The 18298-nt window shown below is 57.1% G+C and carries 13 protein-coding genes; 6 read left to right on the top strand and 7 right to left on the bottom strand.

The annotated features are described in order from the left end of the window. Positions 1-302: 302 nt before the first annotated feature. The 5 genes from E2L05_RS04440 to E2L05_RS04420 all read right to left on the bottom strand — a co-directional run bounded on the left by E2L05_RS04440 (position 303) and on the right by E2L05_RS04420 (position 9633). A complete protein-coding gene (locus E2L05_RS04440) occupies positions 303-1133 on the bottom strand; it encodes a hypothetical protein (RefSeq protein WP_133341678.1) in 831 nt (276 codons plus the stop codon). Continuing rightward, positions 1130-2857 carry a hypothetical protein gene (locus E2L05_RS04435; protein ID WP_133341677.1) on the bottom strand — a complete coding sequence of 576 codons (1728 nt, stop codon included), beginning with the start codon at positions 2855-2857 and terminating at the stop codon, positions 1130-1132. The genes E2L05_RS04440 and E2L05_RS04435 overlap by 4 nt, the downstream gene beginning before the upstream one ends. Before the next feature lie 884 nt (positions 2858-3741). After that, the gene (locus tag E2L05_RS04430; RefSeq protein WP_133341676.1) at positions 3742-7398 is read right to left on the bottom strand and encodes a vitamin B12-dependent ribonucleotide reductase; all 3657 of its coding nucleotides are present in this window, start codon (positions 7396-7398) and stop codon (positions 3742-3744) included. 298 nt (positions 7399-7696) lie between these two features. Continuing rightward, positions 7697-9049, bottom strand: coding sequence for a TRAP transporter large permease (locus E2L05_RS04425; RefSeq protein ID WP_133341675.1), 1353 nt, complete (start codon positions 9047-9049; stop codon positions 7697-7699). Beyond that, entirely contained in the window at positions 9046-9633 is a 588-nt protein-coding gene (locus tag E2L05_RS04420) for a TRAP transporter small permease (protein WP_133341674.1), read from the bottom strand. The genes E2L05_RS04425 and E2L05_RS04420 overlap by 4 nt, the downstream gene beginning before the upstream one ends. Before the next feature lie 133 nt (positions 9634-9766). On the opposite strand from E2L05_RS04420, the gene E2L05_RS04415 reads away from it, so the two are divergent. Next, positions 9767-10345, top strand: a complete 579-nt coding sequence (locus E2L05_RS04415; protein WP_133341673.1) for a YqaA family protein — start codon at positions 9767-9769, stop codon at positions 10343-10345. Between the two features lie 11 nt (positions 10346-10356). Next, the gene (locus E2L05_RS04410; RefSeq protein WP_243721861.1) at positions 10357-10818 is read left to right on the top strand and encodes a disulfide bond formation protein B; all 462 of its coding nucleotides are present in this window, start codon (positions 10357-10359) and stop codon (positions 10816-10818) included. A gap of 24 nt (positions 10819-10842) precedes the next feature. Here E2L05_RS04410 and E2L05_RS04405 read toward each other — a convergent pair whose 3' ends face one another. Continuing rightward, positions 10843-11112 (bottom strand): usg protein, encoded by a 270-nt coding sequence (locus E2L05_RS04405; RefSeq protein ID WP_133341671.1) that lies wholly within the window; start codon positions 11110-11112, stop codon positions 10843-10845. 189 nt (positions 11113-11301) lie between these two features. On the opposite strand from E2L05_RS04405, the gene gyrA reads away from it, so the two are divergent. Next, positions 11302-14106: a DNA gyrase subunit A gene (gyrA, locus tag E2L05_RS04400; RefSeq protein ID WP_133341670.1), complete on the top strand. Its 2805-nt coding sequence runs from the start codon at positions 11302-11304 to the stop codon at positions 14104-14106. A gap of 297 nt (positions 14107-14403) precedes the next feature. Then, a complete protein-coding gene (locus tag E2L05_RS04395) occupies positions 14404-16155 on the top strand; it encodes an acetolactate synthase 3 large subunit (RefSeq protein WP_133341669.1) in 1752 nt (583 codons plus the stop codon). Positions 16156-16202: 47 nt separating this feature from the next. On the opposite strand, the gene E2L05_RS04390 is transcribed toward E2L05_RS04395, so the two are convergent. Beyond that, a complete protein-coding gene (locus tag E2L05_RS04390) occupies positions 16203-16712 on the bottom strand; it encodes a hypothetical protein (RefSeq protein ID WP_243721860.1) in 510 nt (169 codons plus the stop codon). Positions 16713-16928: 216 nt separating this feature from the next. On the opposite strand from E2L05_RS04390, the gene ilvN reads away from it, so the two are divergent. Together ilvN and E2L05_RS04380 are read left to right on the top strand one after the other, a co-directional pair. Further along, entirely contained in the window at positions 16929-17498 is a 570-nt protein-coding gene (gene ilvN / locus E2L05_RS04385) for an acetolactate synthase small subunit (protein ID WP_133341668.1), read from the top strand. A gap of 7 nt (positions 17499-17505) precedes the next feature. Then, positions 17506-18279 (top strand): DsbA family protein, encoded by a 774-nt coding sequence (locus tag E2L05_RS04380; protein WP_133341667.1) that lies wholly within the window; start codon positions 17506-17508, stop codon positions 18277-18279. Positions 18280-18298 lie beyond the last annotated feature (19 nt).

The following is an 18298-nucleotide window of genomic DNA, read 5'->3' as shown; positions in this document are numbered from 1 at the left end:
CCTTCGAACGGAAAGTGGCTTAAACGAGCACCTGGAGCAGCACAAATACGTGACAGGTCCACTTGCCAGAAACTCGCTTGTAGCGCCCATCGAGAAACTCCCCACAAACCAAAGATTCCCCTGAATCGCAGATCAGACGTCAGCTCGAAAGTGTGGGGGCCGCGCACCGCTTACGGAATGTTGATTGTCACTGCCTTCATTTTCCGCCACGCAGCATTATCGGTTAAAACGTGGTCGCGACCGTCACACCCGGCCCTTAGCGGGCATCCCAGCGTTAACTATAGTGCCGCGCTGCAGCATTCCTATAAATTATATTTGTTCTTAATTTCTGCCAGGCATTTCCCCCTAGATACGTGCGAACGGCCAGCCCGTGTTTGGTGCAATTCATTGCAGGCGAAGTTCCTCCACAGTCTGTTAAAAGTCTCATCTTTCTTGTCGGGATCCCAATCGATTCGTCTGGGCCACTTCTCCGCCCAGCGATGGCACATCTCGGCAAAGAGTTCTCTGTTGAAGGTGAGGACGAGGGTGTCAACTGCAGCAACGGTTCGCTGCAACATAGAAAAATCAACAACAATCCGAACCGGCTTACGATACTTCTTCACGCCCAGTTGGACGGCGTTTCTACCAGGTAAGATACCACCATTGTGAACAAGCCCGTGCCGCAAATGACAGGCAACGTCAAAATCTGCCAATGGCCCGCTAAATTTGGCGTCCTTCAGGTCGAAAGCTAGATAACTATTAGATGCCCTTTTTAGTTCAGACTTCGAACTGAAAGACATGTGTTCAAAGGCGCTTCGCCTAAACTCAGAATGACCGTGCCATAGTACCCCGCCTAAATTAATTTGTTTTTCTGCAGCAGTCTCACGACATATCGGGCAACCTTCGAGGCTTAGTGATAATATTGACCTAAAGTAAGCTTCAGCGGCAGAAACAGATCCAAGGACGAGAAGACCTCCCAAATGATCATTTTCAGACAACCGACGAACAGTTCCATATGAGAGAAGGCTTCGGGAACTCTTGATGTACTCATCAATCGGAGACTTAAGATCAACTTCCGTTAGAGCCGAATGTATCGACCCAATACTACCAGATGGCGGAGCTTCATTTACAAAGTCTGCAATCGACAGGTTCATGACACATGTTCTTCTGCAAGCGCCACAATTTTGGTTGCACGGACTTTTCCTATATAATTGATCCCTAGTAGGGTTTCCCGACTTGCATCTATCAGGATGTCACGCACCTTGCGGATATGTGAATTAGCCTTGATCCGTTTTAACATCGTAGCGGAAATCGGAAGGACGGAGATATCTTTCTGAACAAGGGCTTCATACGTGGATGAAGGCTTCAACTGGGCCCCACAATTCGAACAGAATTTCGCTTCAGGGTTATCTCTGGGAGTTTCGCAGGAATGACAGAGAGGAAGTGAAAGTGTAAACGTGTCGGATTTAACTTTTGCCGTTTCAAGAAGGCCATTTGTGCTAAGACGCGGCCACGCATTGTGTCGAGTTGCTCTAATCACTTCTAAAAATAGCGGTATGGACTTAGTTCGGTTTCCTACGATGGTGTTGTCCGCAGCAAGATCGCCAATATGGACGTCAAAAATCTTGAAGCTCCCTTTTTCTCCTTTGAGAATTTGCCCCGCAGGCATAATGAGTCCCGAGTACTGAAGAAATCCAAAAACTTTTTCAAGATCTGCCCCTAGTGGCGTCTTGATCGCGAACTGGATGGCTTGTCTCGACGGCACCTTACCCTTGTTGAACGCCTTTAACTCGGAGAGGATTGCTTGGTATAACTTGGATCCGTTTTCGACATAGCTTTCGTACGAAGGCAGTTTTGCAGTTAGCGAGTCAAAAACTGCATGTGACATGTCCCTTCCAGCGCGAGACAGTCGAAGCACTTTCGCTTTGTTTAGGCTACCATCTGAATTCAGATATGATTCTGGTGAGTTGTAAACCGCTCTAAGCATTCCCAGAAAACCTCTAGGTACTCCAAAGGACGCATATGCTAGAAAACGTATGTCTTCTTCATTATCAGAGATGAAATCCGAACCCGTCCCCTCGAGGCGTTTGGTAGCTAACGAAAGCATGAACTCTTCGTACTCTGATCCGTTCGGGCGAACCCAAGCGTCGATTTGCTCAGCGTCGTGTCCAACGTGAAAACTTGCTGAGTTCGATGTGATGCCAGGATAAATAGCAGCCTTTGGCGACAACAAACGTGTCTTTATTGCTCGGAAAAAATCAAAAAAATCCTCTTGTTGCTTCTCCGAAAAGGAATGCGCTGCATCATCGATCAGGACCACTGATCGTGAAAGATCATTTTCAGAAATAATTTCCTCAACTAGTTCAACAAGGAAACTGACCGTATACTCTTCCTCAAGACCATCATCGGAATGATTTGCTTCCAAAGCATCGATCCGTTGAGATAGCTTCTTCTTGGACGGAAGGCGTGAAGGTGTCACAAGCTCATCAGAAATTTCGATTGTTTCTACGGCAGACTGAAGGACTTTCAGAACTAACCACTTCTTAAACCAATATGAAGCATTGGGCCCATTCACATAGTAGGGCTCCAGTTTGAGGGCGAGTTTGAAGTTCACATAGATTGGAAATACGCCTGTTACCTCACCACCTAAAGCAGCATAATAGGCCTTACGCATAAGAGTGCTCTTGCCACACCCTCTTGGACCGATGAGAAGCTTCGCACCACCACCAACAAGTTTCTTGAGTATGCTGACTTCTCGGGGATGCTCAGCTGCAAGCTGAAGAAACTTGTCACGACCAATATATTCGGCTTGCTCTATGAAATTCTCTTCGAAAGGCAATTCGTCGTTCGCCTCGTCCGTGAATAGTAGTGATGACATGAAAAATGTTTCCTGTAGTTTTTAGATCCAGCAACATTTCAGCCCGTTAGAACCCATACACGTCACTAGCGGCTTCGTACCTATGCCCTCAAACATACTGTCTCTAAATTGCATAGCTTTGACAAGGACGCGTTGTGCCATGCTCCGTAGCGCAGCCACTTGTTCAAAGCTGACAGATCCGCTGTTCGGATAAAATCCAAATGCTGGTCCGCACCCTCCATCTAAATTTCCAAGTTCAGTTCCACAGAGCAAACTCCTCTCCATCTTGCCCAGTTTTGGATGATCAATCTGTGAAGGTTCGATTTCGTGTTGTGTCGGTCGAAATGCGCCAGCGCAGCGAATGACAGCAGTCCGCCCATTACGTGACGTCTCGATTTGCTAGGCCGCAGAAACACAGCCGTTCCCTCATTCGGAGGCAGGCGAGAGTTCGATACCAGTTCCAACTCGCCGGACTGGCCCAGGATCCAAGTGTTTCGGTATCCAAGGCCGAAAACAAATAAAGGTCAGCGGGTTACAATATCTGCACCAAATACGCGCAGTCATCAGGTTCAGAAAATACCGCGATGGAGAGAACGATTTTGGCTTTTTCGCGTCGGAGGCGGTGCTCAGCCCACGCCGCAAACGCATTTGAAAACGCAAAAATGTCCGGCCGAGGCTTGATCGAGAGAAAGCCTTTTCAAGGGCAAGTGGCGGAGCGGCGACGACCCGAACCGCCGGTGCAATCTCGCCATTTGGATATGTCTTGCAACACACAGTGAAGGGGCTGAGTAGCCACCCCTTCACCGATTTTGAGCCTCTTGGGCGGAACTATGCCCGTTTAGGCACGACTATGCCCGCTCTTGGGAGTAACTATGGTCGCCACACCAGCACCAAGCGACACACCATCAGCTGCACCCGCTGGTTCCGCCACATGTGTTACACTTCATGCACGTCCCATTGCGCACGAGGGTGTAGTTGCCACATTCGCCGCACGGATCACCCTCATACCCTTGGATCCGGGCTTTGGCGCGGGCGTCCATCGAGATGGCGCCGATAGCCGTGCTCCCCTCAAGGGCCGTGACCGCGCCTTCTACCGATATCCCGGCATCGAGCGCGACCGCGCCGCCGCCACCCCCCTGAAGAAGCACCAATTCCTGTGGCATCCGCTTGCGCAAATACCCGGTCGATGAAATCTGCTTGAGCACTTCAAGCGATTTGCTGGCCGCGCTTTCGCTCACAGGCGCAACGTTGGGTTTGCCTTCAGTCTCGCCGCCGCCCAAATCGTCAAACGCCGCCCCTTCTGGCTTTACATGCGCAAGATCCGTGCGATCCAGATAGCTGACCGCCAACTCACGGAAGATATAGTCGAGGATCGAGGTCGCGTTCTTGATGCTGTCATTGCCCTGCACCATGCCGGCCGGCTCAAACCGGGTGAAAGTGAAGGCATCCACGAATTCCTCCAGCGGCACACCGTACTGCAAGCCAACCGACACTGCGATAGCGAAGTTGTTCATCATCGCCCGGAAGCCCGCGCCTTCCTTGTGCATGTCGATGAAGATCTCGCCAAGCGCGCCGTCTTTGTATTCGCCGGTGCGCAAATACACTTTGTGACCGCCGACAATGGCCTTTTGAGTGTAGCCCTTGCGCCGCTCGGGCAGCTTTTCACGGTGGCTGCGCACGACTTCCTTGACGATGATCTTTTCGACAATCTTCTCGGCAAGCACCTGCGCTTTTGCCTGCGGCGTGCCGCTGGTCAAAACCTCTTCGGCTTCGTCATCATCTTCGATCAGCGCAGCAGCAAGAGGCTGCGACAGCTTTGATCCGTCGCGGTACAGCGCGTTGGCTTTTACACCAAGCGACCAAGACAATTCATAAGCGCTTTGGCAATCTTCGATGGTCGCATCATTGGCCATGTTGATCGTCTTGGAAATCGCGCCCGAGATGAAGCTTTGTGCCGCAGCCATCATCGTGATGTGGCTTTCCACACCCAGATACCGCTTGCCCTTCTTGCCGCAAGGATTGGCGCAATCGAATACAACGTAGTGCTCGGTCTTGAGGTGAGGTGCGCCTTCCAACGTCATGGTCCCGCAGACATGGTCGTTCGCAGCTTCGATCTGCTGGCGTGTGAAGCCAAGCGAGGTCAGCATGTCAAACGTCGGGTCCGCCAGCTTTGCGGCCGGGATGCCAAGCACATCGGTGCAGAACTCTTCGCCCAGCGTCCACTGGTTGAACACGAACCGGATGTCGAAGGCCGATGGCAAGGCCGCTTCAATCTTGTCGATCTCTGCCGCGCCGAAACCGTGACCCAACAACGCCGTGTGGTTGATCCCCGGCGCATTGCCCAGCGTGCCATGACCGACTGCATAGCTAACGATTTCTTCGATCTCGGCGCTGCCATAGCCCAGCGTTTCAAGCGCGGCCGGAACCGACCGGTTGATGATCTTGAAATAACCGCCGCCCGCGAGCTTCTTGAACTTCACCAAGGCGAAGTCAGGCTCGATCCCGGTGGTGTCGCAATCCATGACCAGACCGATGGTGCCGGTTGGCGCGATAACCGTCGCCTGCGCGTTGCGGTACCCGTGCTTTTCACCCAAGGTCAACGCCTTGTCCCACGCCTGAGTTGCAAGCTCGATCAAACGCGCGTCAGGGCAGTTGGCATGATCCAAGGGCACGGGCTTTATGGCCAGTTTCTCGTATCCCTTGTCCTTGCCATAGGCTGCAGTGCGGTGGTTGCGGATCACACGCAGCATGTGTTCGGAATTCGACGGATACCCCGGGAACGCGCCCAACTCTGCCGCCATTTCCGCCGATGTCGCATAGGACACGCCGGTCATGATCGCGGTCAGCGCACCGCAAATCGCCCGCCCTTCGTCGCTGTCATAGCCAAGGCCCATCTGCATCAGCAGGCCGCCGATGTTGGCGTAGCCCAGTCCAAGCGTCCGGAAATCATAAGACCGCTGAGCGATTTCCTTGCTTGGGAACTGCGCCATCAGAACGCTGATTTCAAGCGTCACTGTCCACAGCCGCGAGGCATGGATGTAATCATCGGCCTGAAACTGCCCGTCTTTGTAGAAGGTCAACAGGTTCATCGACGCAAGGTTACAGGCCGTGTCGTCAAGGAACATGTATTCAGAACAAGGGTTCGACCCGCGGATCGCGCCATCTTCGGGGCATGTGTGCCACGCATTGACGGTGTCGTGAAACTGGATGCCCGGATCGGCACAGGCCCAAGCGGCATGGCCAATCTGCTCCCACAGATCGCGCGCCTTGATGGTCTTGGCAACCTTGCCGTCAGTGCGGCGGATCAGCTCCCAATCCGCATCGTCCCGCACCGCTTGCAGGAACGCATCCGTCACCCGGACCGAGTTGTTGGAATTCTGGCCCGAGACAGAGCTGTAAGCGTCGCTATCCCAATCCGTGTCATAGGTCGGAAACTCAATGCTGTCATAGCCTTGCTTGGCATAGTCCAGCACGCGCTTGACATAAGTTTCAGGAATGGCAGCCTTCTTGGCCGCCTTCACGGCGCTTTTCAGCGCCTCGTTGGCCTTGGGGTCCACGGCGTCCTCAAGGCTGCCATCCCACCCACGGATCGCGGCGAAAATCTCGTTCAGCCGCGCTTCGTGGGACTTGGAACCAGCGACCAGCGATGCAACTTTCTGCTCCTCGATGACCTTCCAGTTGATGAACTGTTCGACATCGGGGTGGTCCGCATCACAGATCACCATTTTCGCAGCGCGCCGGGTTGTTCCCCCCGATTTGATTGCACCCGCTGCCCGGTCACCGATCTTGAGGAAACCCATCAAGCCAGAAGACCGCCCACCGCCCGAAAGGGCCTCGCCCTCTCCCCGCAGGGAGGAGAAGTTCGTTCCGGTGCCCGACCCGTATTTGAACAGCCGCGCCTCTCGCACCCACAAATCCATGATGCCACCTTCATTGACCAGATCGTCTGCGACGGACTGGATGAAGCAAGCATGGGGCTGGGGGTGTTCATAGGCGCTGGCCGATTTGGTCAGTTTACCGGTTTTGTGATCGACATAGAAATGGCCCTGCGATGGCCCGTCGATGCCGTATGCCCAGTGCAACCCGGTGTTGAACCATTGGGGGCTGTTGGGCGCTGCGCGCTGCGTCGCGAGCATGTAGCGCATCTCGTCAAAATAGGCGCGGGCATCGGCTTCCTTGGTGAAATATCCACCCTTCCAACCCCAATAAGCCCAGGCACCCGCCAGACGGTCGAACACCTGCGTTGCCTTGACCTCGCCGCCAAACCGTTCGTCTTCGGGCAATTCTGCCAGCGCGTCTTCGTCGGGAACAGACCGCCACAGAAACTCGGGCACGCCCTTTTCGCGCACCTTGCGCAATTTGGCGGCCACCCCCGCTTTACGGAAATACTTTTGTGCCAGCACATCAGACGCGACCTGCGACCAGCCTGCCGGAACCTCCAACCCTTCCAACCGGAATACGATGGTCCCATCCGGGTTGCGAATTTCCGATGTTGTGGTCGCGAATTCCAGATCGCCATAGGCGCCTTTGGCGTCACGGGTAAATTTGCGATCAATTCTCATGGTCAGCCCCTGTGCAGGTCATTGTTATTCGGCCGCTTTCCAGCAAAGACGCAGATCCCGTCCCTACAAAGCCCATGGGCGGCGCAGGTGTGGGTCGTGACACTCTATAAGCTGATCAGTCCACCATATGTGGTGGGGCCGTTTGTGATGGGCACAAATAAGCCGGATTCGGCTGCACCCGTCAAACAAACTTTTCACTAAATGTTGTGTTTGTTCGCTTGACTGCCACAAGTCACGCCTTCCGACTCAAAACGTTCACAAAGCGTTAAAACGCCCGCGGATCGTTAAGGTCTCAGCATCACCCGACAAGCCCAACAAGCCAAAGGGAAATCCCCGGAAACGCCACCAAAAGCACCACCCGCACCAAATCAGACAGAATAAACGGCGCGACGCCGCGATAGGTCACCGACAGCGGCACATCCCCGGCAATTCGATTGATGATGAACAGATTCAACCCTACGGGCGGCGTGATCAACCCAACCTCGACCACGATAAGCGCAAGGATTCCAAACCAGATTGCGGTGCCTTCTGACCCAAGTCCGAAGTCCAATCCCTGCACGATCGGAAAAAAGACCGGGATCGTAAGCAAAATCATGCTGAGGCTGTCCATCACGCAGCCCAGCAGAAGATAACACAGCAGCATCAGCGCCAGAATCGTCAGCGGTGACGCGCCAAGATCAGCGACCCACGCGGCCAAAGCTTGCGGGGCCTGTGTGAAGGCAAGAAACGTGTTGAATACTTGCGCTCCCAGCAAGATGGCAAAGATCAACCCGCTCGCGGTTGCGGTTTCCAGCACGGCATCTTTCAGGTCTCGCAAGCTCAATCCGCCCGTCATCATCGCAGCCACCGCAGTGGCCAAGACGCCGACCGCTGCGCCTTCTGTCGGAGTAAACAGCGCCTGAACACCGTCCCGTGTCCAATTCCAGTCGCCAACGATCCCGCCCATGACCAGCGCGAAGATCACAATCACAGGCCAAACCTGTGCCAGCGCGGCGATCCGTTCGGACCGCGTCAACCGCGGTGCGCGCGGCGCAGACCCAGGCGACCGCCACACCATGACACGCACGGTCACCAGATACCCCGCCACCGCCAAAAGTCCCGGTACAAAGGCCGCGGCGAACATCTTCACAATATTCTGCTCGGTCAGGATGGCATAAATTACCAGAATGACGGATGGCGGGATCAAAATGCCCAACGTGCCGCCCGCTGCCACAACGCCAGTGCTCAGCCCGTCAGAGTAGCCGCGCTTGCGCAATTCGGGCAAAGCCACCTGCCCCATGGTCGATGCCGTGGCCAATGACGACCCGCACACCGCGCCGAAGCCCGCCGACGCGCCCACCGCCGCCATCGCCATCCCGCCGGACCGATGCCCCACCAAAGCGGCAGCCCCCCGGAACAAGGCCGCGCTCATTCCGGACTTTGCTGCAATCTGACCCATCAGCAGAAACAGCGGTACAATAGACAGGGAATAGTTGGCGAAGCTGTCAAAGCTCAGGGTCTTGAGTTGGCTCAGCGTGCCGTTCGGTGTGCCGGTCACAATCCACGTGCCGATAAACCCGGTCAGCCCCATGGCCGCCGCAATGGGCATGCGCAGAAAAATCGCGCCCAACATTACCGCGAACCCACCAAGGGCCAGTGTCAAACCCGTCATGTCGCGCGGGGCTCCTGCCCGGCCAACACCCAGTTCAGCGATCGCCAAACGGTAAACGCACATACGACTGTCAGCCAGACCGCGCCCAGCAAGGCAAGGCCATATGGAATCCAGATCGGCAGTTGCAACTCATAAGTTGTCTCGGGAAAGAACGGCGGCGCGCCAAGCCCCAACGCGTCACGAAACGCGGGGCTGCCATGGGGGAACTTTTCACCAAACCCGCGCGCAAGCTGCCGTGCGATCACCACGCTACACAGAAGAAGTGCAAGATTACCCATCATCCCAAGGACAGCATGGCCGCGCGGGCCAAAACGTTCTGACACCAGATCGACCGTCACATTGGCCCGCCGCATCTGGCACAGCGGCAGAAACCAGAATACGGCAACGGCGCAACCAAGCTGGACCAGTTCGAAATCACCGGTGACATTGGACAGGCCAAACCCCGACAAGGCCCGACCGGTCACAGACGCAGCCGTGACACCGGCCATCCCGACAAGAACCAGCCCGCCTGCAATTGCAAAGCCTTGCGCGACAAGATCAACGCCCCGACCGATCCGCTTTTCAAGTTCCGGTGCAATCGCCATGGCCGACCCGCAACCTCCCCGTGTTGGCGTCCCCTAACCCAGCGTGCACCGCCCCTGCAACGCCAATTTCGGGCAACTGCCTTGACCGAAGCCAAGCGACGCGCCATAGCCTGCGCGATGTAAGAGGTGTGGTATGATCCGTGGTCTTTATAATTGGACAATGAGCCTGGCCGACAGCCGCTATGCTCTGGTCGCTCTGGCCGTCGTTGCATTTGTCGAAAGTTCGGTATTTCCGATCCCGCCTGACATCCTGATGATCCCGATGATTTTGGCCGCGCCGCGCCGCGCCTTTCTGATCGCCGCCATCGCAACGGTTTCGTCCGTTCTTGGCGGGCTGATGGGCTATTATATCGGCTACGGCCTGTTCGACACGGTCGGTCGCCCCGTCCTCGAATTCTACGGCAAAGACAAATATTTCGACGAATTCGCCCTCCGTTACAACGAATGGGGCGCGTGGGCAGTTCTGATCGCCGGCGTGACGCCCTTTCCCTACAAGGTCATCACCATCCTGTCCGGCTCGACCGCGCTGTCGCTCCCTGTGTTTATTTTCGCCTCCATCGTGGCCCGTGCCTTGCGGTTCTTCGTGGTTGCAACGCTGCTTTGGAAATTCGGCGAGCCAATCCGCGACTTCATTGAAAAGCGGCTTGGCCTGATGTTCATCCTCTTTGTGATCATCCTTCTGGGTGGCTTTTATGTGGTGAAATTCCTGTGATGGGCCGAACGATGGCCTATCTTGCCGGCGCGGGCTCCGCTGCAATTCTGCTTGGGGCGTGGGGCTTTCAGTATATCGGCGGGCTGGCACCCTGCCCGATCTGCATCTGGCAACGCTGGCCCCATGCGGTGGCGGCTATTTTGGCGATGCTGCTTTTGGCCCTTCCAAAACCTTTGCACGGCCTGACCATGGCCCTTGGCGCAGTGGCTGCGGCTGTTACCGGTGCAATAGGTGTCTACCACACCGGTATCGAACGCGGCTGGTGGCAGGGGCCGGACAGTTGTACGGGAAGCGGCGATGCACTTGGCGGCTTGACGGGCACAGACCTGTTGGATTTCAACGCGCCGGTGACCCTGGTCATGTGCGACGACGTTGCGTGGTCCATGTTCGGCCTGTCCATGGCCAGTTGGAACGCGCTTGCGTCTTTCGCTTTCGCAGCCCTCTGGATCATGGCCCTGCGCCAACGCGCCTGACAGCACTGGCGCAGACGCTACCGGTTAGTGCATCGTGAACTCACCGCTGACATTGCGCCACTCGCCGGGGGCAATCATCTTGCGATGCGTAAACCGCACGGAATGAAGCGGCCCTTCAATCTCGTTTTGCCAAAACTCGATGAAGCCGAACAATTTTGGGTGGTCTGGTGCCAGATCATATTCCTGCCAGACAAAGCTGTTCAGCACGTTTTGATAGTCCGGCATTCGGTAAAATAACTCTGCGGTGGTCAAACCGTATCCCTTAAGCATCAACTCGGTTTCTCGGTGGTCCATGATGATCCTTTCTGCTCTTCTCACCACGATCATGCCAACCTTGCATTAATAATCAATATACTCAGCGTGTTAGCACTCAATCCGCCCGGCTGATGACGGTTTCACGACAGTCGCCTTGCCCCCTTTCACCGCGCAGTGATATACCTTGACCCAAGCAAACATAGCGCCAGAGCAGCAAGGGCGAGACAGTTGAACGACACGCCAGAACCCCCCGAAAACGATAGCGAAATTCCCGAAGGCACACCGGCGGCACCGCAAGGTCCGACAATTTCCATCGCCGACGAAATGAAAGCTTCGTACCTCGATTACGCCATGAGCGTGATCGTGAGCCGCGCAATTCCCGATCTTCGCGACGGCCTAAAACCTGTGCACCGGCGCATTCTTTATGCAATGCATGAAACCGGAAACACCCATGACAAGGCCTATCGCAAATCTGCGCGACCCGTGGGGGACGTGATGGGTAAGTACCACCCCCACGGCGACAGCGCGATTTACGACGCGCTGGTGCGCATGGCGCAAGACTTTTCCATGTCCCTGCCGCTGCTGGATGGGCAAGGCAATTTCGGCTCCATGGACGGCGATAACCCAGCCGCCATGCGCTATACCGAAGTGCGAATGGACAAGCCTGCGCAGTCTCTTCTTGCCGATATCGAAAAAGACACGGTCGATTTCCAAGACAACTATGACGGCAAGGATCTTGAACCGTCCGTCCTGCCCGCACGCTTTCCCAACATGCTGGTCAACGGCGCAGGCGGGATCGCGGTCGGCATGGCGACAAACATCCCGCCGCACAATTTGGGCGAAGTCATCGACGCAACGCTGGCCTTGATCGAGCAACCAGACCTCGATGTGATCGACCTGATGCAATACGTACCCGGCCCGGATTTTCCGACCGGCGGGATCATGCTGGGCCGGTCCGGTGCGCGCAAAGCCTATCTCGAAGGGCGCGGCAGCGTCATCATCCGTGCCAAGACCCGCATCGAAGAGATTCGCAAAGATCGCTATGCCATCGTGCTGGATGAAATCCCGTATCAGGTGAACAAGGCCACGATGATCGAACGGATCGCTGAACTGGTCCGCGACAAGAAGGTCGAAGGCATCTCGCACGTTCAGGACGAATCTGACCGGGTTGGCGTGCGCGTGGTGATCGAGCTTAAACGTGATGCGACGCCAGACGTGGTGTTGAACCAGCTCTTCCGCTTCAGCCAGATGCAGACCTCGTTCGGGTGCAACATGCTCGCGCTCAATGGCGGACGGCCAGAGCAACTGACCTTGCGCAAATTCCTGACCTCTTTCATCGAATTCCGCGAACAGGTTGTCGCCCGGCGGACCGCGTTCGAACTGCGCAAGGCGCGTGAACGCAGCCATGTGCTGTGCGGTCTGGCTGTGGCTGTGTCCAATGTCGATGAAGTTGTGGCCACGATCCGCGGCTCGGCAGATGCCGCCGAAGCCCGCGCCAAGCTGATGGAACGGCGCTGGCCCGCCACTGACATTGAGGCGTATATCCGCCTGATCGACGATCCATCACACACGATGAACGATGACGGCACCTATTACCTGTCCGAAACACAGGCGCGCGCGATCCTGGATTTGCGTCTGCAACGCCTGACCCAGATCGGCGTCAAGGAAGTCACGGACGAGTTGGAAGACCTCGCCGCCAAGATCAAGGATTACCTTGCCATTCTGCGCTCCCGTGAGCGGATCATGACCATCATTTCGGACGAGTTGCGCGACGTGCGCGACCAGTTCGCGGTGCCGCGCCGCACCGAAATCGTGGACTGGTCCGGCGACATGGAAGACGAAGACCTGATCGAACGCGAAGACATGGTCGTGACGATCACCCAGTCGGGCTATATCAAACGCACCCCGCTGGCCGAATTCCGTGCCCAGAAACGCGGTGGTAAGGGGCTTGCCGGGATGAACATGAAAGACGACGACGTCGTCACCACCTTGTTCGTCGCCAATACCCACACGCAGCTCTTGTTCTTCACCACTGACGGCATGGCCTACAAGATAAAGACGTGGCGCCTGCCCCAAGGCGGGCGTGCGTCGCGCGGCAAGGCGTTGGTCAATGTGCTGCCCATTGCGTCCGGTGTTTCTATCGCGGCCATCATGCCCGTGGACCGGGACGAAGGCGAATGGGGCGATCTGCAAATCGTCTTTGCAACCTCTGCCGGGACTGTGCGCCGAAACCGTCTGTCTGACTTCACCAATGTCATGCGCAACGGCAAGATCGCCATGAAGTTCGAAGACGAAGATGCCGATACACGCCTGATCAATGCGCGAATATGCTCGGAAGATGATGATGTGATGCTGGTCACCCGACTGGGCCGCGCCATCCGTTTCCCATCCACCGATGTGCGCGTGTTCAACTCGCGCGCGTCGCTTGGCGTGCGAGGCATCCGGCTTGCCAAGGGGGACGAAGTCGTCTCCATGTCGATCATTCGTCACTTCGAAGCGGACCCGGAAAAGCGGACGGCCTATCTCAAGATGCGCCGCGCTGTCGAAGGCATGGTGGACGAACCTGAACAGGACGACGACGAAGAGACCGTCGAAAACCCCAACGTCAGCCTGACCCAGCAGGAATACGCTGAAATGTCGGCTGCTGAACATCTGTTGGTGACCATCACCGCCAATGGTGCAGGCAAGCTCAGCTCAAGTCACGACTATCCCGTGAGGGGACGTGGCGGCATGGGCGTGGCGGCGATGGATCGCGGCATGCGCGGCGGCCCCATCGTGACCAGCTTCCCGGTGGAACTCGACGATCAGATCATGCTCGCAACCTCCACAGGCCAATCGATCCGCTGCCCCGTCAACGGCATTTCGTTCCGCTCCCGCGCAGCGGGCGGCGTGCGCGTGTTCAACACCGCCAAAGGCGAACAGGTCGTGTCTGTCGCATGGATCGCAGAACAGCCTGACGAAGATCTCGTCGAAACTGACGCGGGACCAGATACAGGCACGGCGCCCGATGCCTCGCCGGGCGATCAAAGCTGATCGCGCCCCAAACCCACGAAAAGAACCCACAACCACCGTTGTGGGTTCTTTTATTTCCCAAGAATACCGCTGCGCGACACATTTATATGTCGTTTGATGGTTGACGGGCCTGCACTGCCGTCTTATCAGGCAAATGTGGTAGGAGACCCAAAAATGACGATCCTAGTCGTAGTAGTGGAAGAAAGGCGCATGGGCCGGTAACGGCAACCAGAATTTTTCCCATGCGCCCCCCGAGTAACACCGGGGGTTTTTTTATGGCCACGACGTAAAACCGAGTGATGGAAACGGAGCGAGAAAATGACCCAGATGAGCGGCGCCAAGATGGTGGTTCAGGCCCTGAAGGATCAGGGTGTCGAGGTAGTGTTTGGCTATCCTGGCGGTGCCGTGCTTCCGATCTATGACGAGATTTTCCAGCAGGAAGAAATTCAGCACATTCTGGTGCGCCACGAACAAGGCGCGGTTCATGCTGCCGAAGGCTACGCCCGGTCTACCGGCAAACCCGGTGTTGCGCTGGTGACCTCTGGCCCCGGCGCGACCAACGCCGTGACCGGCCTCACCGACGCGTTGATGGACAGCATTCCGATCATCGTTCTGTCGGGTCAGGTTCCAACCTTCATGATCGGCAACGACGCCTTTCAGGAAGCGGACACCGTCGGCATCACGCGCCCCTGCACCAAACATAACTGGCTGGTCAAAGACACTCAGGATCTGTCCAACGTGATCCACCAGGCATTTCACGTGGCCACCTCTGGTCGGCCCGGCCCGGTTCTTGTGGACATTCCAAAGGACGTGCAATTCGCCACTGCGGATTACACGCCAAAGACCCGTGCCCGCACGCAGCACTATCAACCGCGCGTCAAAGGCGACATCGATCAGATCACCCGCATGGTTGAACTGATGGAAACCGCCGAGCGCCCGATCTTCTATACCGGCGGCGGCGTCATCAACTCTGGCACGGCGGCCAGCCAATTGTTGCGCGAATTCGTTTCGGCAACCGGCTTTCCGATCACCTCCACCCTGATGGGGCTTGGCGCCTATCCCGCCTCTGGCGAGAACTGGCTGGGGATGCTTGGCATGCATGGCCTGTACGAGGCCAATCTGGCGATGCACGGGTGCGATCTGATGATCAACATCGGCGCCCGTTTCGATGACCGCATCACCGGACGTGTGCAAGACTTCTCGCCGAACTCCGCCAAGGTCCATATCGACATCGATCCGTCCTCGATCAACAAGGTGATCCACGCGGATGTTCCGATTATCGGCGATGTTGGGCACGTTCTAGAAGACGCCCTGAAAATCTGGAAAGCGCGCGGTCGCAAGACCAATACTGGCGCGTTGCCGAAATGGTGGGCACAGATCCAGGAGTGGCGCAATATTCGCTGCCTCGACTACAAGAACTCGGAAACCGTCATCAAACCGCAATACGCGCTCCAGCGGCTCGAAGCGCTGACAAAAGACCACGATCGGTACATCTGTACCGAGGTCGGCCAGCACCAGATGTGGGCGGCGCAATACCTCGGCTTTGAATCTCCGAACCGCTGGATGACATCCGGTGGCCTCGGCACCATGGGGTATGGCATCCCGGCCTCTATCGGCACACAGGTCGCGCATCCCGATGCGCTGGTCATCAACGTGGCCGGTGAAGCGTCGTGGTTGATGAACATGCAGGAAATGGGCACGGCCATGCAGTTCAATCTGCCGGTCAAGCAGTTCATTTTGAACAATGAACGCCTTGGCATGGTGCGTCAGTGGCAGCAGCTTCTGCATGGCGAACGCTACAGCCAATCGTGGTCCGAAGCCCTGCCCGACTTCGTCAAGTTGGCCGAAGCGTTCGGCGCCAAAGGCATCTTGTGCAGCGATCCGGCCGATCTGGACGATGCGATCATGGAAATGCTGAACTATGACGGCCCGGTCATTTTCGACTGCCTCGTTGAAAAGCACGAAAACTGCTTCCCCATGATCCCGTCGGGCAAGGCGCATAACGAAATGCTGCTGGGGGATGCCACGGTCGATGGGGCAATCGGCGTGTCGGGCGCCGTGTTGGTCTAAGAAAATCCCGGTCCCCGTTTCAGGGGACCGGAAAGCGCAGGTGGGGGTCAGTCGTCCCCGCCGCGCCGAGCCCGCAACACTGCCGCCGCGACCAGAGCAAACAGCACATGTCCGACCAATGCCACCCACGTGATGCCGGTGAACCCCAGAAACGGTGGCATGCCAGCGATCAGGGACGCCATGATATACAGCGCAAAGATCCACAAACCGACGCCATAAGCGGCGGCAGCCGCATACCAAGGCAAGCTTGGCGTGAACTTCCGGCGAAGTGGCTCACCGATCAGAAACCAACCCAGCGGGTAGCCGATCACACCAGCCGCATAGTGCAATGCATGGGCCCCCGGCATCCAGCCCTGACCGGTCAAGGTGCTGATCACCTGGTTGGCCAAGGGGACTGGCGACAGCCCCGCAAAACCCAGACCCGGACTAATCGCTTGCCCGAAAATATCAAAAGCTACAGTGGCCAAAGAACCCGCAACAGCAATATCTGCAACGGTTTTTTCAATATTGCGCGGCGCTGTGGTGATCGGGGTTTGGGCGGGGCTGGTATCGGTCATCTTGGCAATCCTCATATGTCGGTGTGTCTTGATGCCCTCAACATCACCGTCAGACTGCCTTGGCGCAATGTCCGCCACTGTTCCGTGATCAGACGCGATCTGCCGACACCTGAAACCCAGCGCAGCGCGCCAAATTGAAATAATTTCCCGCCGGATCGGCCAGTATTGTTACAGATTGTTTCAAGAACGTGCCCTCCGATTGAAAGGACTATCGAAATGTCGCCACTTCAGATTCAGCAAGGCACCTCAAAGCACTCTGCCTATGATCTCCGCAGCCACCTGTCGGAAACACTCGAACGGCACACGCTCGCCGTCGTGGTGGACAACGAAGCAGGCGTTCTTGCGCGAACCATTGGCCTGTTCTCTGGGCGCGGCTATAACATCGAAAGCCTCACGGTGGCCGAGATTGACCACGAAGGGCACCGCTCCCGGATCACAATCGTCACCACCGGAACCCCCCAGGTCATTGAACAGATCAAGGCACAGCTTGAACGCATGGTTCCGGTTCACGAAGTGCATGACCTGACCGTCGAAGGCCCCTCGGTCGAGCGTGAATTGGCGCTGATCAAAGTCTGCGCATCCGGCGAAAAGCGGGTCGAGGCGCTGCGCTTGGCCGATATCTTCCGCGCCAAGGTGGTCGACACCTCGCTCAGCAGCTTTGTGTTCGAAATCACCGGCACACCGGAAAAGGTCGATGCATTCGCCGACCTGATGCGACCACTGGGCTTGACTGAAGTCGCCCGCACCGGTGTTGCGGCCCTGTCGCGCGGCCCGGCGGCGCTGTGACCGCACAATGACCGACCGACCCACTGCCCCCGCGCCATCCCGCAATCGGCGGGGGCTGTTGGTCTTTGGCGCGGCCGCTGTCGCATTTCTGGCTGCACCGCGCATTTGGCAGCGGTTCGCCCTCGCGCCTCAGGGCGAGCCGCACCCGAATGTGCAGGGGTACCTTCGCCTGCCAGACGGCGCGGTTACAGGGGCTGACCCTTTCGCCGGGTTGACCCCGCCAAATCCCGACGCGATTGTGCCCACCCCCATGCCACCGACCGGCCCCGCGCTCTGCGCCGCGCTCTTTCGCGATGGGATCAAGCAAGGCACTGTGCCGGTCGCTTTCTTCACGGACGTTAATTGCCCGTTCTGCCGGGCCATGGAACAGTGGCTACCGCATCTGCCCACAGATCAGGTGTCGTTGACATGGCATGATCTTCCGTTGCTCGGCCCGGCGTCGGAAATGGCGGCTCGGGCTGTTGCCGCAGCAGCCCTTCAAGACGCAGGCGACGCCATGCGTGCGCGCCTCAACCGTGCCCAGATTCAACCAACCGTGTCCTACATTGCGCAGGTTGCGACCGGGATCGGGCTTGACGGCGACCGGCTTGCCACAGACATGACCAGCCCCGCCGTCACTGCCCGCGTGGCGCAAAGCATGGGACTGGCCAATGGCTTTCTGGTTCCGGGCACCCCGGCGCTGATCGTGGGCCGCACTCTCGCCGTGGGCCAACGGCCAGAGGGCGAGGTCAAACGCCTGATCGGTGATGCCGCTGCGCGGGGCAACGGGGTGTGCACCTGACGAAAGCTCGGGGCTGGCG

The organism is Meridianimarinicoccus aquatilis, from assembly GCF_004358675.1.
In the GTDB taxonomy this organism is placed as follows: Bacteria; Pseudomonadota; Alphaproteobacteria; order Rhodobacterales; family Rhodobacteraceae; genus Meridianimarinicoccus; species Meridianimarinicoccus aquatilis.
Note: the sequence above shows the minus strand (reverse complement) of the source record. Positions and strands in the feature narration are given on the sequence as shown.

Excerpts from the sequence above, each read along its gene's own strand:
- E2L05_RS04405 (WP_133341671.1), bottom strand. The coding sequence starts at position 11,112 with ATGGACCACCGAGAAACCGAGTTGATGCTTAAGGGATACGGTTTGACC.
- E2L05_RS04420 (WP_133341674.1), bottom strand. The coding sequence starts at position 9,633 with ATGGCGATTGCACCGGAACTTGAAAAGCGGATCGGTCGGGGCGTTGAT.
- E2L05_RS04380 (WP_133341667.1), top strand. The coding sequence starts at position 17,506 with ATGACCGACCGACCCACTGCCCCCGCGCCATCCCGCAATCGGCGGGGG.
- E2L05_RS04430 (WP_133341676.1), bottom strand. The coding sequence starts at position 7,398 with ATGAGAATTGATCGCAAATTTACCCGTGACGCCAAAGGCGCCTATGGC.
- E2L05_RS04425 (WP_133341675.1), bottom strand. The coding sequence starts at position 9,049 with ATGACGGGTTTGACACTGGCCCTTGGTGGGTTCGCGGTAATGTTGGGC.
- E2L05_RS04390 (WP_243721860.1), bottom strand. The coding sequence starts at position 16,712 with ATGACCGATACCAGCCCCGCCCAAACCCCGATCACCACAGCGCCGCGC.
- E2L05_RS04395 (WP_133341669.1), top strand. The coding sequence starts at position 14,404 with ATGACCCAGATGAGCGGCGCCAAGATGGTGGTTCAGGCCCTGAAGGAT.
- E2L05_RS04410 (WP_243721861.1), top strand. The coding sequence starts at position 10,357 with ATGGCCTATCTTGCCGGCGCGGGCTCCGCTGCAATTCTGCTTGGGGCG.
- ilvN (WP_133341668.1), top strand. The coding sequence starts at position 16,929 with ATGTCGCCACTTCAGATTCAGCAAGGCACCTCAAAGCACTCTGCCTAT.
- E2L05_RS04435 (WP_133341677.1), bottom strand. The coding sequence starts at position 2,857 with ATGTCATCACTACTATTCACGGACGAGGCGAACGACGAATTGCCTTTC.
- E2L05_RS04440 (WP_133341678.1), bottom strand. The coding sequence starts at position 1,133 with ATGAACCTGTCGATTGCAGACTTTGTAAATGAAGCTCCGCCATCTGGT.
- E2L05_RS04415 (WP_133341673.1), top strand. The coding sequence starts at position 9,767 with ATGATCCGTGGTCTTTATAATTGGACAATGAGCCTGGCCGACAGCCGC.